Origin of the sequence: Leifsonia sp. NPDC056824, from assembly GCF_042789575.1 — a bacterium.
GTDB lineage: Bacteria > Actinomycetota > Actinomycetes > Actinomycetales > Microbacteriaceae > Leifsonia.
The window spans coordinates 1,790,423-1,805,130 of the sequence record NZ_JBHUAV010000001.1; the positions used below are offsets into that span (position 1 = coordinate 1,790,423).

A 14,708-nucleotide genomic window follows, 5' to 3' on the forward strand; every position below is an offset into this window, starting at 1 on the left:
CGATTCGCTACGAAACACAAGGGATATGAACGTGTCACAGTCGCAATGGACCCTCTCCGGCTTCGGAGACGAGATCAGCCCGGACCCCGAGGTCCAGATCGCCGTGCTCCAGGCGCTCGGAGCCACGCACATCGAGGTGCGCAGCGCGTGGGGCACCAACATCGTCGACCTCACCGAGGAGGAGCTCGCCCGCCTCGACGGCATCCTGCGCGAGCACGGGATGGGCGTCTCGGCCATCGCGTCGCCGATCGGCAAGGTCGACGTCGCCGAGCCGGTGGAGTACGAGGTCGGCCGCCTGGCCCGTGCCATCCGCGCCGCCGAGGTGCTCGGCGCCCGCTACATCCGGATCTTCTCGTTCTACCGTTCGGAGGACCAGACGCCGGAGGACATCCGCGACGCGGTCATGGAGCGCATGACCGCCCTGGCCGACCTCGCCGCCGCGAGCGGCGTCGTCCTCGTGCACGAGAACGAGAAGGAGATCTACGGCGACACCCCGGAGCGCGTCCTCGACATCATCGAGACCGTCGGCTCGCCGGCGCTCCGCGTGGCGTGGGACTCGGCAAACTTCGTGCAGGTCGGCGTCAAGCCGTTCACCAGCGCGTACGCGTCGCTGCGCCCGCACCTGGAGTACTTCCAGGTGAAGGACGCCCGCTCGGCCGACGGGGCCGTCATGCCCGCCGGTGAGGGCGACGGCGAGCTCGCCGAGACCATCGCCGCCCTGCGCGAGGACGGCTTCGAGGGCTTCTTCTCGCTCGAGCCGCACCTGGCCAACGCCCACCACCTGGGCGGTTTCAGCGGCCCGTTCGCGTTCGGCGTCGCCGGTCGCGCCTTCGGCCGCGTGCTCGCCGAGGCGGGGGTGACGGCACAGTGAGCGTCGAGAATTCCGCCGTCGAGCGCCTGCGCGTCGCCGTCGTCGGCTGCGGCGTCATCGGCGCCCAGCACGCCGAGGTCGTCGTCGGCACAGAGGACCTGGAGCTAGTCGCCCTGGTCGACGTCGTGGAGTCCAAGGCGCTGAGCCTCGCCGACAAGGTGGAGAACGTGCTGGGCGCCGCGCGCCCGGCGGTCTACACCTCGATCGCGGACGCGCTCGGCGCCGCCGACCTCGACCTCGTCGCCGTCTGCACTCCGAGCGGCGCCCACGCGGCCGTCGCCGTGGCCGCCCTGAACGCCGGCACGCACGTCATCATCGAGAAGCCGATCGACGTCAGCCTGACCAACGCGCGCCTCGTGCAGGACGCCGCGGACGCCGCCCGCGAGCGTGGCCAGGTCACGTCGATCATCAGCCAGCACCGGTTCGACGCGGGCAGCGTCGCGGTGTCCGACGCCATCCAGGCGGGCCGGTTCGGCACCATCACCTCGGGCAGCGCCGCCGTCTCCTGGTGGCGCTCGCAGAGCTACTACGACTCCGGCGAGTGGCGCGGCACCTGGGACCTCGACGGCGGCGGCGCCGTGATGAACCAGGGCGTGCACAGCGTCGACCTGCTGCTCTGGTTCCTGGGGACGCCGGTCGAGGTCTACGCCCAGACCGCCCTCCTCGCCCACGAGAACATGGAGGTCGAGGACACGGCGGTCGCCACCGTGCGCTTCGAGTCGGGAGCGCTCGCCGTCGTGCACGCGACCACCGCGGCGTACCCCGGCCTCTCCGCGCGCCTCCAGGTGCACGGATCGGCGGGCTCGGCCATCATCGACAACGACCGGCTGCTCTACTTCTACGCCGCCGACGCCGACCCGGAGGCCGCCGACAACAATTACGGCATCGGGGGCACCCGCAACCAGGCCGCCCGCGAGGTGGGCTCGGTCGACGCGAGCGAGAACACCCGTGGCGCGGACGACCTCCAGACCGCGCACGCCAAGCAGTACCTGGACGTCGTGCACAGCATCCGCACCGGCGCCGAGCCCGTCGTGGGCGTGCGGGAGGCGACGACCGCGCTGGCCGTGGTCCGCGCGCTGTACGTCTCGGCGACGCTGGGCAAGCCGATCCGGGTCGCCGACGTGCTGGCCGGCGAGTACGACGAGGTCGTGCTGGTCACCGGCGGAACGGCCGTGCTGCAGTGACCGAGGGCCTCGACCCGGACCGCCTGCTGCCGGTGGATCCGGAGACGCGCTCGATCGCCCGCGACCTGTTCGCGGCGGTCGAGCGCCTGCCGATCATCTCGCCGCACGGGCACGTCGACCCGGCGCTCCTGGTCGAGGACCGGCCCTTCCCCGACCCCGCCGACCTGCTGGTGCGCTACGACCACTACGTGACGCGGCTGCTGCACGCGGACGGCGTGCCGCTCGGCGAGCTCGGCATCCCCGGTGCGGGCGGGGCGCCGGTCGCCCCACCGCCGGAGGTCTGGCGGACGCTCTGCAGCCGCTGGCACCTGTTCGCCGGCACGGCCTCCGGGTACTGGCTGCGCAGCGAGCTGGCCGAGCTGTTCGGGATCGCGGAGGAGCCGGATGCGTCGAACGCGGACGTGCTCTACGACCGTATCCAGGCCATCCTCGCCACCGACGGGTTCCGGCCGCGCGCGCTGTTCGACCGGTTCGGCATCGAGGTGATGGCGACCACGGACGACCCGATGGACGACCTGGCCGCGCATGAGACGCTGGCCGCGGACCCGGCGTTCACCGGGCGCGTCGTGCCGACCTTCCGTCCGGACGCGTACCTCAACCCGCTCGCGCCGGGCTTCGCCGAGCGCATCGGCCGCCTGGCCGAGTGGAACGGCACCGCGACCTCCAGCTTCTCCGGGTATCTGGAGGCGCTGGCCGGCCGACGCCGCTACTTCGTGGAGCACGGCGCCGTCTCGGCGGATCACGGCGTGCTCCAGCCGTTGACGGTCGACCTCGACCACGCCGAGGCCTCCCGGCTGTTCGAGCGGGCGCTGCACGGCGACCTGTCTCCGGCGGACGCGGCGGTCTTCCAGGGCCACATGCTGCTGCAGATGGCCCGGATGAGCGTCGAGGACGGGCTGGTCATGACGGTCCACCCCGGGGTGTTCCGCAACCACCACACCGCGACCTTCGAGGGGTTCGGCCCGGACACCGGGCACGACATCCCCGTCACGACGCGGTACACGGAGGGGCTTCGCCCGTTGCTGGAGAAGTACGGCGACGCCCCAGGCTTCCACCTGGTGCTGTTCACGGTGGACGAGTCGGCGGCGTCGCGGGAGCTCGCTCCGCTGGCCGGGTTCTACCCCTCCGTGTTCATCGGCGCGCCGTGGTGGTTCCTCGACGCGCCCGACGCGGTGCTGCGGTTCCGCGCGGCGACGACCGAGACGGCAGGCTTCTACCGCGGGTCCGGCTTCATCGACGACACGCGCGCGTTCCTCTCCATCCCGGCACGGCACGACATGTCGCGCCGCTTGGATGCGGCGTTCCTCGGTCGCCTGGTGCGCGAGGGCCGCGTCGAGCGTGCGGCGGCCGAGCGCATCATCGTGGACCTGGTGACGACCCAGCCGCGGCGGGTGTTCAAACTGTGAGTGGCTACAGCGGAACCTTGACCCGGCTCTCCCGGGCGACCTTCGACGCGGCGCAGGGCTACGTCCGTCGGGCTCCCGAGGTGCGGATTGTGCACCTCGGCCTCGGCGCATTCCACCGCGCGCACCAGGCCTGGTACACCGACGTCGTCGACCCCGGCGGCGAATGGGGCATCTCGGCGTTCACCGGGCGCAGCCCGGCCGCCGCGCTCGAGCTGGCGCCGCAGGACGGCCTCTTCACCCTGGTCGTGCGCTCGCCCGACGAGGACGAGGTCTCGGTCGTGCGAAGCATCGCCGAGGCGTCGGACGGGGCAGACCTGGCCCGGCTGGTTTCGCGCATCCGTGCGCCGCGCACGGCGATCGTCACGCTCACGATCACGGAGCCCGGCTACCGTCTGACCCCGGACGGCCGTCCCCGCCTCGACGACGGCGCGGTGGTCGCCGACATCGAGCGCCTGCGTCAGGCGTTCGCGTCCGACGACGACCTGGCCCGCGTGGCCGACGGGCCGGTCACCGCGCTCGGCCGGTTGCTGCTTGCCCTCGAAGCCCGACGGCGAGCGGGATCGGGCCCGCTCGCCGTCGTCCCCTGCGACAACATCCCCGGCAACGGCCCGTTCGTGGCCGGAGGGTTGGACGCGCTCGCCCGTCAGGTGAGCGACGAGACCGCCGACTGGATCGCCGCGACGGTGTCGTTCGTCTCGACCTCCGTCGACAGGATCACGCCGCGGACCACCGAGGAGGACGTCCTCGGCGCGTCCTGGGTCACCGGCTGGGACGACCGCGCCGTCGTCGTCACCGAGCCCTTCGCGGACTGGGTCCTCTCTGGCGACTTCCCGGCCGGCCGGCCCGCGTGGGAGTCGGCAGGCGCGCGGTTCGTGGACGACATCGAGCCGTTCGAGCAGCGCAAGCTGCGCCTGCTGAACGGCGCGCACAGCCTGCTCGCGTACGCCGGCCTCTCCCGCGGCTACCGCACGGTCGCCCAGGCCGTCGCCGATCCCGCGCTGCGCGCGCGGGTGGAGGCGTACTGGAACGAGTCCGTGCGGCACCTGCCCGCCGAAGGCCTGGACCTCCGCCGCTACCGCGACGCGCTGATCGAGCGGTTCGCGAACGCCCGCATCGAGCACAACCTCGAGCAGATCGCCGCGGAGGCGGTGGCGAAACTGCGGGTGCGGATCGTGGGCACCCTGCTCGCCGAGCGCGCGGCGGGCCGTGACGGCTCCGGGTGCGTGTACCCGCTCGCCGCCTGGGTGGCGCTCGCCCGGGCCGGTCGCACGCTGGTGGATGCGGAGTCCGACGCGATCGCCGAGGCCCGCGCGTCCGTCGACCCGACCTCCCGCCTGCTCGCCCTGATCGACCCGCGCCTGGCGGCCGATCCCGACATCGTGGCCGCGGTGGACGCCGTCAGAGCCGCATCATTCCACCGAGGAGCACACGTATGAGAATCACCGCTGCCGACGTCCTGGTCTCCAGCCCGGGCCGCAACTTCGTGACGTTGCGGATCACGACCGAGGACGGGTTCACCGGTCTCGGCGACGCGACGCTGAACGGGCGCGAGCTCGCGGTGGCCGCGTACCTGAGTGAGCATGTGGTCCCGTTGCTGATCGGGCGGGACGCGCACGCGATCGAGGACACCTGGCAGTACCTGTACCGCGGCGCGTACTGGCGGCGCGGCCCGGTCACGATGGCCTCCATCGCCGCGGTTGATACGGCGCTGTGGGACATCAAGGCCAAGGTCGCCGGCCTCCCGCTCTACCAGCTGCTCGGCGGTAAGAGCCGGGTCGGGACGCTCTGCTACGGGCACGCGTCCGGCGCGGAGCTGCCCGAGCTGTTCGACTCCATCCGCGCCCATCTGGAGCAGGGCTACCGCGCCATCCGCATCCAGACCGGCATCCCCGGGCTGTCCTCGGTCTACGGGGTGGCGTCCTCGGCGAATGCCGGCGCGGGGGCGGGCGGGACGACCTCCCGGTACGACCACGAGCCAGCGCGCCGCAGTGCGGTGCCGGTGGAGGAGCAGTGGGACACCCGCGCCTACCTGCGCCACATCCCGACCGTCTTCGAGGCGGTGCGCAACGAGTTCGGGCCGGAGTTGCCGTTGTTGCACGACGCGCACCACCGGCTCACGCCGATCCAAGCGGCCAAGCTGGGCAAGTCGCTGGAGCCCTACGACCTGTTCTGGCTTGAGGACGTCACCCCCGCGGAGAACCAGGCGGTGCTGCGGCGGGTGCGGGAGCACACCACGACGCCGCTGGCGATCGGTGAGGTGTTCAACACCATCCACGATTACCGGGAGCTGTTCGAGGAGCAGCTGATCGACTACGTGCGCTCACCAGTCACGCACGCCGGTGGGATCACCGGGCTGCGGCGGATCTTCGACTACGCGTCGGTGTACCAGATCAAGTCCGGTGTGCACGGGCCGACGGATGTCTCCCCGGTCGGGCTCGCGGCTGCTGTCCACCTCGGCATCGCGATCCCCAACTTCGGCATCCAGGAGTACATGAAACACAGCGCCGACACGAACGAGGTCTTCCGCCCGACGTACACGTTCGAGGACGGCATGCTGATCCCCGGCGAGACCCCCGGCCTCGGCGTCGACTACGACGACCTCGTCGCCGACTCCTTCCCGTATCAGCCCGCGTACCTCCCCGTGAACCGCCTCCTCGACGGCTCCATGCACGACTGGTGACCCCCAGCCATCTTTTCCGGAGTTGTGCACGCTCAGCACCGGCGTGTTGCGTGCACAATTCCGGAATCGATGGTTAGAGGGTGCCGGGGGGGAGGGCTAGGGTCCACTCGACGACGTCGGCGACGAAGCGCACCTGCGCGGGGTTGCTGAGGTCGCCCGCGCTGTTGACGTAGGAGCCGCTCCCGTCGACCGCGATCAGGATGCGGATGCTCGCCCACTCGGGGTCGACCTCGGCGAACACGCCGGCGTCGGCCCCTTCCTGCACGATGGCCCGCAGCCGCGAGCGGTCGAGGGCGTCCTGCTCGCGCAGCGTCTCCTCCAGTGACGGCGTGAACCGGGAGAGGTGACGCGCGTTCAGCCACAGGCGGGCCAGCGGCCAGGAGGCCCCGGAGTCGATGTGGTGCACGAAGTGCGCGAGCCGATCGAGCGGCGGACCCTCGGTCGGGAAGAAGCGCTCGCGCTCGATGGTCGCCGCGCGCGCGAAGGCCTCGTCGACGAGGTCCTCCGCCGCGGGGAAGTAGTGCGAGATCAGGCCTGGCCGGACGCCGAGCCGGGCGGCGACGGCGCGGAGGGTGATCCGCTCCAGGCCCTCCTCGATCGCGATCTCGGCCGCCGCGGCCAGGATCTCTTCGCGGCGCTCCTCGGCGGGTTTGCGCGACCGGGGCTGGCTCGTGGCCGCCTGCTCGGGGACGCTCTCGGACGTCGCTCTTGACTCCATGCCTCCCATGCTATTGAATGACTGACCAATAGTTAATTGGGCACATGACCAATAGCAATGGAACTGAGTCAGAGAGGAACGCCATGACCCGAGAACGGATCGGCGCCGACGAATTCGTGGACGTGTCCACCCAACCCGAAACCCGCGGCATCGAGGTCATCGGCGACGCCGAGCGCCACGGCCGCGCCCGCGACCTGTTCTTCGTCTGGGCGGCGCCGGGGGTGAGCATCCTCAACTTCACGATCGGCGCGACGCTCATCCTGCTCGGCCTGGAGATCTGGCAGGCGGTCCTGGTGATCCTGGTCGCCGCGCTGCTCTGGGTGTTCCCGGGGATCATCGCGGCCAGCGGTCCGGCCTCCGGCACCTCGGGCTCTGTGGTGACCCGCGCCATGTACGGGATCATCGGCAACAAGCTGTTCGTCGCGTTCGTCGGCTGGTTCATCGGCGCGGTCTTCCTCTCGCTCACCTGGCTCGCGTCCTCGTTCATGGGCGCCGACCTCCTGCGCCGCATCGGGCTCTCCGACCCGGTCTGGGTGCCCATCGGCGTGACGATCGTCGTCTCGGCGGTCACCATCGCGGTCGCGATCTTCGGGCACGGGCTCATCCTGCGCATCTACCCGGTCATGGCCGTGCTGCTGTTCGCGATCTTCGTGCTCGTCTCGCTCTTCATCCTGCCGACCGTGAACTGGGGCTACACCGCCGCGCACCCGCTGAGCGGGATCGCGCTGTGGTCGGCGATCACGGTCGGGTTCACGATCCTGGCCTCGTCGCCGCTGTCCTTCATCAACAGCCCGGACCTCGCCCGCTACCTGCCGCGCTCGACCAAGCCGTCGCACATCGCCGCGGCCACGGCGCTCGGCGGAGCGCTCCCGTTCGTCGTGTTCACGATCGTCGGCGTGCTGCTGGCGACCGGCCTGAAGTCGGGGGCCTTCGACGCGGGCATCGACGTCGCGCTGTTCGACCTGCTGCCGGGCTGGATGGGGCCGCTGCTCGTCGTCGGGGTCATCGTCAACACGATCGCGCTCAACGCGATGACGGCCTACTCCTCCAGCATGTCGCTGCAGGCGATCGGGTTCCGGCTCAAGCGCATCCCGGCCGCGATCATCGTCGGCCTCGTCGGGACCGCGCTGACCATCTACCTGGTGCTGTCGTCCAGCCTGCTGGAGGCCGCGAACCTGCTGCTGCAGTTCCTGGTCGTCGTGTCCGGCCCCGCCATGGCGATCTTCGTGGTCGACGTGATCCGGCGCCGCAACGTCTACGACGGCCTCGACCTGTTCGACGACCGGCGCGGCGGCCGGTTCTGGTACACCGGCGGCTGGAGCATACCGGGCATCGGCGCGCTGCTGGTCGGCGGTGTCGCGACCGCGCTGTGCCTGTCGACGGACGTCTGGACCGGAGCGCTCTCCGCCGCGATCGGCCACATCGACCTGTCGGTGCCGGTCGGGATGACCGTGAGCGCACTTCTATACGCACTGCTGAGCCGCACCCGGCTCGGAAAGGAGGGCCGGCTGTGACCGACCAGACCCTGACCACGCTCTACCGCAACGGCCGCGTCTTCACCGCGGACGCGGACCCCGGGAAGGCCTGGGCCGACGCCTTCGCCGTGACCGGCGACACGATCAGCTGGGTGGGCTCGCCGGAGGACGAGGCCGCCGCGCCGGCCGCCGACCGGACGGTCGACCTCCGGGGCCGCCTCGTCCTGCCCGGGATCACCGACGCGCACACCCACCTGCTGATGATGGGCGCCGCGCTCGGCCAGGTGTACCTGACCGACGCGCGCGACCTCGACGGCATCCTCCGGCTGCTGGTGGAGGCGCGCGAGGCGCAGCCCGACGCGGCCGTGCTGCGCGGGCGCGGCTGGCTGTTCGACGCTGTCCCGGGCGGGGCGCCGACCGCGGCGATGATCGACGCGGTCCTCCCCGACACCCCCGTCTACCTCGACGCGAACGACTACCACTCCTGCTGGGTCAACACCGCGGCGCTGGCCGAGCTCGGCATCACGCGCGACACCCCCGACCCGATCGGCGGCGAGATCGTGCGCGACGCGGACGGCGAGCCGACCGGCCTGCTGCTGGAGACCGCGGCGACCCAGTACGCCTGGGCGCAGCGCGACGAGGCCACCACCGACGCCGACCGGGACGAGCATGTCGAGCGCACGATCGACGCCTACCTCGCGACCGGCGTCGCCGGCGTGGTCGACATGGCGTTCGACGAGTTCGGCCTGGCCGCGCTGAAGCGCGCGCAGGAGCGGCGCGGGGGAGAGCTCCCGCTCCGCGTCGCGGCGCACTGGCTCATCACGAACACCGGCGACGACGCGGCGAACCTCGCGCAGGTCGAGCGGGCCGCGCAGCTCGCGGCCGAACCGTCGACGCCGTGGCTGCGCGTGGTGGGCATCAAGCTCATCCTGGACGGCGTGATCGACGCCTGCACCGCCGCCATGCGGCAGCCGTACGCGAATGGGAGCAACGCCGACCCGATCTGGCCGCTGGAGCGGCTCGCGCCGGTCGTCGCGGCGGCGGACGCCGCCGGCCTCCAGATCGCGCAGCACGCGATCGGCGACTACGCGAGCCAGCTCGCGCTCGACGCGCTGGAGCAGGCCGTCGCCGTAAACGGCGACCTCCCGCGCCGGCACCGCATCGAGCACCTGGAGTACGCGGCCCCGGGGACGGCGGAGCGGATGGCCCGCCTCGGCGTCACCGCGTCGATGCAGCCGGTGCACTCCGACCCGGCGATCTTCGAGAACTGGGCCGAGATGCTGGGCGACGACCGGGTCGACCGGGCCTTCCCGTGGCCGGAGTATGAGGACGCCGGCGCCCTCCTCGCCTTCTCGACCGACTCGCCGACCGCGCCGCACCAGGCGCTCGCGAACCTGTACGTGGCCTCCACCCGGGCGTCCGCGCTGGACCCGTCGGTCCCGGCGGTGCACCCGCAGTACGCGCTGCCGCTGGAGCGCGCGGTGGCCCACGCGACCCGGGACGCCGCCGCCTCGGTGGGCGATGGCGACTGGCGCGGGCGGATCGCGGCGGGCTATGCGGCCGACCTCGCGGTGCTCGACGTGGACGTCTTCGCAGAGGGGGCGTCGTCGCTGCTGGGGGCGCGCGTGATCGAGACGATCGTGGCGGGGCGGACGGTGTACGCCGCGTAGGCGAGCCGGTCGCCGTTCTGGCACGGGGCCCTGTGGATTGGCGCAGGGCCCCTTGCCATTTCCGCGGCCCGGCGGAGAATCGCGGCATGACGAGCGAAAACGACAAGCGCACCCAGGGTGCGGGTCTGCAGGACGAGACCGTGGCACTCGAGCGCGCTGCCGAGCGGCTCAGCGACCGTTTCCCCGAGGTGCCGAAGGAGCAGATCGACCAGCTGGTCGAGGAGCACTACGAGCAGTACGAGGACGCGCCCGTGCGCGACTTCGTGCCGGTGCTGGTGGAGCACGAGGTGCGCACGGAGCTGGACGGGGAGACCGCCTCCGCCCCGTAGCGGTCGGGCGGTCGGGCGGTCGGGTCTTGCCGCGTGCCGTGAGGGGGTTTCAGGATGGCGTCGTCCACCCACTCATGGAAACGAAGGAAGACTCATGGCTGCACAGCCCACGATCGTGCTCGTTCACGGTGCTTTCGCCGACGCGTCCGGTTTCGCCGGCCTGATCGGCGACCTGGAGGCATCCGGCTACCCGGTGGTCGCACCGCCGAATCCGCTCAGGAGCCTGCTCACCGACGCGGACTCCGTCGCGCGGGTGGTCGGCGCGATCGACGGACCCGTCGTGCTGGCGGGCCACTCCTACGGTGGCGCCGTGATCTCCCAGGCCTCCGCGGGGCTCGGCAACGTGAAAGCGCTCGTCTACATGGCCGCCTTCGCCCTCGACGTCGGCGAGAGCTGCGTGAGCGCGCAGGAGCCGTTCCCCGCTCCGCTGCTCGCAACCGAGAACGAGCCCACCCCGTACGACGCGGTCGGCTCGCCCGGCGGCCCGGAGGTCTACGTCAAGAAGGAGCGCTTCCGCGAGGTCTTCTGCGGCGACTCCTCCGAGGAGGTCGCGGCCGTGATGTACGCCACGCAGCGCCCGCTCGCGGTGGCCTCCCTCACCCAGAATGCGACCGCGGCCGGCTGGAAGGACATCCCGAGCTGGTTCGTGGTGTCGGACGGCGACAACTCGATCTCGCCGAAGGCGGAGGCGTTCTACGCCGAGCGGATGGGAGCGACGACCTCGCACATCGACGGGTCGCACACGGCGTTCATCCCGAGGCACGCGGAGATCGCGGAGGTGATCCGGGCGGCGGCGGAGAGCTGAGGCGGCTCGCTCAGATCTCCACGTCGCTTCCCATCGTCACCGTCCGCAGCGCCGGCAGCCCGAACCGGGCTGCCGGGTTCGCGGCGTTGTGGGCGAGCGCGACGAACAGCGATCGGCGCCACGGCACCATGCTGTCCTTGCGGGTGATCCGGATCGCGCCGCGGGAGATGAAGTACGACGCCTGTTTGAAGTTCGCCGAGTCGAGCGGCAGCACGCCCTCCCGCACCGCGGCGCGGAGGGCGCGCGGGATGTCCGGGTCGTCCGAGAAGCCGAACGTGATGTTGAGGAACTCGATGCCGTCGTCGGCGTAGCCGAGCGGGTCGTACTCGAAGGCGTCCGCCGCCGGCACATGCGGCACCTGCGCGATGCTCACCCCGACGATGATCACATGCTCATGGAGGACGTGGTTGTGCTTGACGTTGGCCCGCAGCGCCAGCGGGGTGGTGTCCTTGTTCGGGTGCGGGAAGATGGCGATGCCCGGCACCCGCGGCAGCTTCTTCTTGCGGATCTCCTCGATGAACTGCGCCATCGAGCCTTCCTTCTTCAGCCGGTCGGCCTGCACCAGCTGCCGTCCGCGCCGCCAGGTCGTCATGACGAGGATGACGACGCCGGCGATCAGCAGCGGCACCCAGCCGCCGTTGATGATCTTGGAGAGGTTGCCCGCCAGGAAGCTGAGCTCGAGCCCGCCGAAGGCGACCGCCGCGAGCACGATCTTCCACGGCGCCCAGTTCCAGAGCGGCCGGGCGACGAGCAGCAGCAGGACGGTGTCCACGACGAGGGCGCCGGTCACCGAGATGCCGTACGCCGTCGACAGCCGGTCGGACGAGCCGAACGAGAGCATGACCGCCATGACGCCGATGAACAGCAGGAGGTTGACGGCCGGCAGGTAGATCTGCCCGCCCTCGTGCTGGGAGGTCTGCTTGACGGTGAGCGGCGGCAGCAGGCCGAGCTGCACGGCCTGGCGGGAGAGCGAGTACGCGCCGGAGATCACGGCCTGGCTCGCGATCACCGTCGCCGCGGTCGCCAGGATCACGACAGGGAGCCGGCCCCACTCCGGGATGAGCAGGAAGAACGGGTCCGCCCGCGTCGCCGGATCGTGCAGCACGAGCGCGGCCTGGCCGAGGTAGTTGAGCACGAGGGCGGGGAAGACCAGGAAGAACCAGGCCCGACTGATCGGCGCCCGGCCGAAGTGGCCCATGTCGGCGTAGAGGGCCTCCGCTCCCGTGATGACCAGGACCACCGCGCCGAGCGCGACGAACGCGACGAGCGGCTTGCTGACGAGGAAGGCGATGGCGTAGGTCGGGGAGAGCCCGAGCAGCACGGCCGGGAACTGGACGACCATCGCAAGCCCGGCCACCCCGATGACGACGAACCACAGCACCATGACGGGCCCGAACAGCACCCCGACCTTCCCCGTGCCGAACTTCTGCACCACGAACAGCGCGACCAGGATGACCGCGGCGATCGGGATGACCAGGTGCGAGATCGCCGGCACGGTGACGTGGAGGCCTTCGACCGCGGACAGCACGGAGATCGCCGGGGTGATGATCGAGTCGCCGTAGAAGAGGGCGACGCCCACGATGCCGATCACGAGGAGCGTTCCGGCCTTGCCCGCGTTCTTGGCGTACAGCCGCTGCGCGAGCGCGGCCAGGGCCATGACGCCGCCCTCGCCGTCGTTGTCGGCGCGCATCAGGATGCCGATGTATTTGATCGAGACGATGATCGTCACGCTCCAGAAGATCAGGGAGATGACGCCGTACACGTCGTCCTGCTGGGCCCGGACCGCTCCGTTGTCGAGGAGGAAGACCGTCTTCAGTGCGTAGAGCGGGCTGGTGCCGATGTCGCCGAAGACGACGCCGAGCGCGGCCAACGCTGCCCCGAACAGCAGTCGCCGCCGGTGGTCGGGCCTCCGGGGCGAGGGACGGCGTTCGACCGCCTTCTGCTCGGCGTGGTCGGCCTCCTCGGCAACCTTCTGTTCGGCCTGTTCGGCTTGATCGGCCAGCTTCTGCGCTGAACGCTCGTGGCTCGGCGCTGAATGCTCGTGGTTCTGGTGCACGCCGTCACGCTACCCCCGTTGCCGCGGCGCGTGACCAGCCGACTCGCTGAGCGTTCCGGATGCCCTCCGGCGGAAGTCTGTGAGAGTCCGCAGGGAGCGTTCACCCGCCGGTCGGGGACGGTTCACCGCCTCGACGCCCGCTGCTTCGAGGCTCACACCTGTCCGGGGGTCTACTCACCAGTCTCAGGAGGATCTCGATGCGTTCCAGAACCCGAAAGCTCTCACTGATCGCCGCCGGCGTCGTCGCCGCGACGCTCCTCGGCACGGCGGCGGCCGTCGCCGCACCCGCGATCGACAACGGCTGGCCCTACGACTCGGCCGTCAAAGCGCAGAACGACAAGACGTACACGCTCGCCGCCGTCGGCGACATCGCGTGCGAGCCGAACGACGGCGACAACGCCGCCAACCCGGCCGGCCTCAAGTGCGGCAGCCCGAGCCTCGGCGGCTACGACGCCGAGTTCGCGACCGCGAAGCAGGCGGACGCGATGAAGCCGGACGCCGTCGCGCTGCTCGGCGACGAGCAGTACCAGGTGGGCAAGCTGAGCGACTTCGAGGGCTCCTTCGAGCAGGCCTGGGGCGGCCTGAAGTTCCTGGAGAAGCCGGCGCCCGGCAACCACGAGTACTACTCCTACACGAAGAAGGGCGACAACGAGGCCGGCCAGAACGGCAACGGCTACTTCGCCTACTTCAACGGCCACGACCAGACCGGCGCCCCGAACATCTCGGGCCAGGCCGGCGACGACACGACCGCGAACCAGGGCTGGTACTCGTACAACCTCGGCAACTGGCACATCGTCTCGCTGAACGTGGAGTGCAACTCGGCGGCCTTCGGCAACGACTGCTCCACCACGGACGGCGGCCTCCTCGCGCAGGAGACGACCTGGCTGGCGAGCGACCTGAAGAGCAACCAGCAGCAGTGCACGATCGCCTACTGGCACCAGCCCACGTTCAGCGCGACCACGGCCTCCACCGCCACGGTCGGCGCCGGGGACCCGGGCGCGGGCGGCCAGGAGGGCCAGGTGGCGGACGCCTGGTGGAAGCTGCTCTACGCCAACCACGCCACCCTGGTGCTGAACGGCCACGAGCACGCCTACGCGCACCTCAAGCCGATGAACCCCGCGGGGCAGTACGACCCGAAGCACGGCATCCCCGAGTTCATCGTCGGCACCGGCGGCGAGGCGCTCGACACCCTGGCGAAGAACGCGGACGGCAGCTACGCGAACGCGAACGTGCTCACCGGCTTCGACCAGGGCTACGGCACGATGAAGTTCACGCTGAAGCAGCACGGCTACGCGTACTCGTACGCGCCCGCCCTCGCCGGCGCGGGCCAGCCGGCGAGCGCGCTCACCTACTCCGACGCCGGCTCCGGGGAGTGCAACCGCTGAGCATTCGTGCCGAATGTCGAGGGCGCACGGAAGAGGTACGGGGACAAGTGGGCGTTGGACGGGCTCGACCTCACGGTCGCCCGCGGCACCGTCCACGGCCTGCTCGGTCCGAACGGCGCGGGCAAGACG

The 14,708-nt window shown here is 71.0% G+C and carries 12 protein-coding genes and 1 pseudogene; 11 read left to right on the top strand and 2 right to left on the bottom strand.

Annotation, left to right across the window (positions count from 1 at the left end):
* The first annotated feature begins 25 nt into the window (after positions 1 to 25).
* From ACFRFH_RS09055 to manD, 5 genes are read left to right on the top strand one after another with little or no spacing between them, the layout of a single operon-like run.
* The gene (locus tag ACFRFH_RS09055) at positions 26 to 871 is read left to right on the top strand and encodes a sugar phosphate isomerase/epimerase family protein (protein ID WP_382462646.1); all 846 of its coding nucleotides are present in this window, start codon (positions 26 to 28) and stop codon (positions 869 to 871) included.
* The gene (locus ACFRFH_RS09060) at positions 868 to 2,055 is read left to right on the top strand and encodes a Gfo/Idh/MocA family protein (RefSeq protein WP_382462647.1); all 1,188 of its coding nucleotides are present in this window, start codon (positions 868 to 870) and stop codon (positions 2,053 to 2,055) included. Before ACFRFH_RS09055 ends, ACFRFH_RS09060 begins: the two co-directional genes overlap by 4 nt.
* On the top strand, positions 2,052 to 3,461 hold the full coding sequence (gene uxaC, locus ACFRFH_RS09065; protein ID WP_382462648.1) for a glucuronate isomerase: 1,410 nt from the start codon (positions 2,052 to 2,054) through the stop codon (positions 3,459 to 3,461). Before ACFRFH_RS09060 ends, uxaC begins: the two co-directional genes overlap by 4 nt.
* 17 nt (positions 3,462 to 3,478) lie before the next feature.
* Positions 3,479 to 4,897 carry a mannitol dehydrogenase family protein gene (locus tag ACFRFH_RS09070; protein WP_382462649.1) on the top strand — a complete coding sequence of 473 codons (1,419 nt, stop codon included), beginning with the start codon at positions 3,479 to 3,481 and terminating at the stop codon, positions 4,895 to 4,897.
* Positions 4,894 to 6,141: a D-mannonate dehydratase ManD gene (manD, locus tag ACFRFH_RS09075; RefSeq protein WP_382462650.1), complete on the top strand. Its 1,248-nt coding sequence runs from the start codon at positions 4,894 to 4,896 to the stop codon at positions 6,139 to 6,141. Before ACFRFH_RS09070 ends, manD begins: the two co-directional genes overlap by 4 nt.
* A gap of 73 nt (positions 6,142 to 6,214) precedes the next feature.
* Here the strand turns inward: manD and ACFRFH_RS09080 are convergent, their stop codons facing one another.
* Positions 6,215 to 6,859, bottom strand: coding sequence for a TetR/AcrR family transcriptional regulator (locus ACFRFH_RS09080; protein ID WP_382462651.1), 645 nt, complete (start codon positions 6,857 to 6,859; stop codon positions 6,215 to 6,217).
* 83 nt (positions 6,860 to 6,942) lie between these two features.
* On the opposite strand from ACFRFH_RS09080, the gene ACFRFH_RS09085 reads away from it, so the two are divergent.
* The 4 genes from ACFRFH_RS09085 (at position 6,943) to ACFRFH_RS09100 (ending at position 11,138) form a co-directional block, all read left to right on the top strand.
* Positions 6,943 to 8,373: a purine-cytosine permease family protein gene (locus ACFRFH_RS09085; protein WP_382462652.1), complete on the top strand. Its 1,431-nt coding sequence runs from the start codon at positions 6,943 to 6,945 to the stop codon at positions 8,371 to 8,373.
* Positions 8,370 to 10,004, top strand: a complete 1,635-nt coding sequence (locus ACFRFH_RS09090; protein ID WP_382462653.1) for an amidohydrolase — start codon at positions 8,370 to 8,372, stop codon at positions 10,002 to 10,004. Before ACFRFH_RS09085 ends, ACFRFH_RS09090 begins: the two co-directional genes overlap by 4 nt.
* An 86-nt stretch (positions 10,005 to 10,090) precedes the next feature.
* Positions 10,091 to 10,333 carry a three-helix bundle dimerization domain-containing protein gene (locus ACFRFH_RS09095; protein ID WP_382462654.1) on the top strand — a complete coding sequence of 81 codons (243 nt, stop codon included), beginning with the start codon at positions 10,091 to 10,093 and terminating at the stop codon, positions 10,331 to 10,333.
* 94 nt (positions 10,334 to 10,427) lie between these two features.
* Complete coding sequence (locus tag ACFRFH_RS09100; RefSeq protein ID WP_382462655.1) at positions 10,428 to 11,138, top strand: alpha/beta fold hydrolase; 711 nt, start codon at positions 10,428 to 10,430, stop codon at positions 11,136 to 11,138.
* Positions 11,139 to 11,148: 10 nt separating this feature from the next.
* On the opposite strand, the gene ACFRFH_RS09105 is transcribed toward ACFRFH_RS09100, so the two are convergent.
* On the bottom strand, positions 11,149 to 13,194 hold the full coding sequence (locus ACFRFH_RS09105; protein ID WP_382462656.1) for a potassium transporter Kup: 2,046 nt from the start codon (positions 13,192 to 13,194) through the stop codon (positions 11,149 to 11,151).
* Between the two features lie 197 nt (positions 13,195 to 13,391).
* Here ACFRFH_RS09105 and ACFRFH_RS09110 point away from each other — a divergent pair, with 197 nt between their 5' ends.
* The gene (locus tag ACFRFH_RS09110; protein WP_382462657.1) at positions 13,392 to 14,579 is read left to right on the top strand and encodes a metallophosphoesterase family protein; all 1,188 of its coding nucleotides are present in this window, start codon (positions 13,392 to 13,394) and stop codon (positions 14,577 to 14,579) included.
* 6 nt (positions 14,580 to 14,585) lie between these two features.
* Positions 14,586 to 14,708 (top strand): annotated as a pseudogene (locus ACFRFH_RS09115) (ABC transporter ATP-binding protein); the annotation flags it as partial.

Bases quoted from the DNA above. Each gene is read 5' to 3' on its own strand.
- ACFRFH_RS09055 (WP_382462646.1), top strand. From the start codon at position 26: ATGAACGTGTCACAGTCGCAATGGACCCTCTCCGGCTTCGGAGACGAG.
- ACFRFH_RS09080 (WP_382462651.1), bottom strand. From the start codon at position 6,859: ATGGAGTCAAGAGCGACGTCCGAGAGCGTCCCCGAGCAGGCGGCCACG.
- ACFRFH_RS09095 (WP_382462654.1), top strand. From the start codon at position 10,091: ATGACGAGCGAAAACGACAAGCGCACCCAGGGTGCGGGTCTGCAGGAC.
- ACFRFH_RS09085 (WP_382462652.1), top strand. From the start codon at position 6,943: ATGACCCGAGAACGGATCGGCGCCGACGAATTCGTGGACGTGTCCACC.
- ACFRFH_RS09100 (WP_382462655.1), top strand. From the start codon at position 10,428: ATGGCTGCACAGCCCACGATCGTGCTCGTTCACGGTGCTTTCGCCGAC.
- ACFRFH_RS09110 (WP_382462657.1), top strand. From the start codon at position 13,392: ATGCGTTCCAGAACCCGAAAGCTCTCACTGATCGCCGCCGGCGTCGTC.
- manD (WP_382462650.1), top strand. From the start codon at position 4,894: ATGAGAATCACCGCTGCCGACGTCCTGGTCTCCAGCCCGGGCCGCAAC.